The sequence below is a fragment of the Mesorhizobium jarvisii genome, from assembly GCF_003601985.1.
Taxonomy (GTDB): Bacteria; Pseudomonadota; Alphaproteobacteria; order Rhizobiales; family Rhizobiaceae; genus Mesorhizobium; species Mesorhizobium jarvisii.
The window spans coordinates 1-415 of record NZ_QZXA01000039.1 but is presented as its reverse complement, the minus strand read 5'-3'; the positions used below and the strand labels follow the sequence as shown (position 1 = coordinate 415).

The 415-nt window shown below is 35.4% G+C and carries 1 protein-coding gene; it reads right to left on the bottom strand.

Translation table 11 applies throughout. From position 1 onward, the window contains the following. Positions 1 to 5: 5 nt before the first annotated feature. Positions 6 to 415: O-antigen ligase family protein (locus tag D3242_RS33200; RefSeq protein ID WP_425374473.1), on the bottom strand; the 410-nt coding region annotated here is incomplete at its 5' end.

Genomic DNA, 415 nt, shown 5'->3' with positions numbered 1-415 from the left:
ATTCATTACTTCTCTAATAAACATTGGTCCGATTGTGCTTTAAAATAAGCACAAAGCAATATTATGGTGATAAACACAGCAGTCGGAACCGGTTTAGAAAAGAGTATTACATCACTTAGTCCTACTACCAGTAGTGAAAAAAGCAAGATTAAAATATAAGGTTCTTTAGCAGTTCTTAAGGCATATATGAGTATTGCTGAAAATGCTAAAATTGTTAATACAACTCCAGGAATACCACGCGTTGATAACGTATCTATGAGATCGTTATGCAAATGAGAATCTACATAGGGTAAAGCGCCACTCAATCTAGGCTCTTTTTCTTCTAGTTCATGTATTTTTTCCGCACGTTTTTCCAGTGATTGACCTATTGGAGAATATGTTTTTAAGCAAACTTCATACATTGCCAGACGGGCAC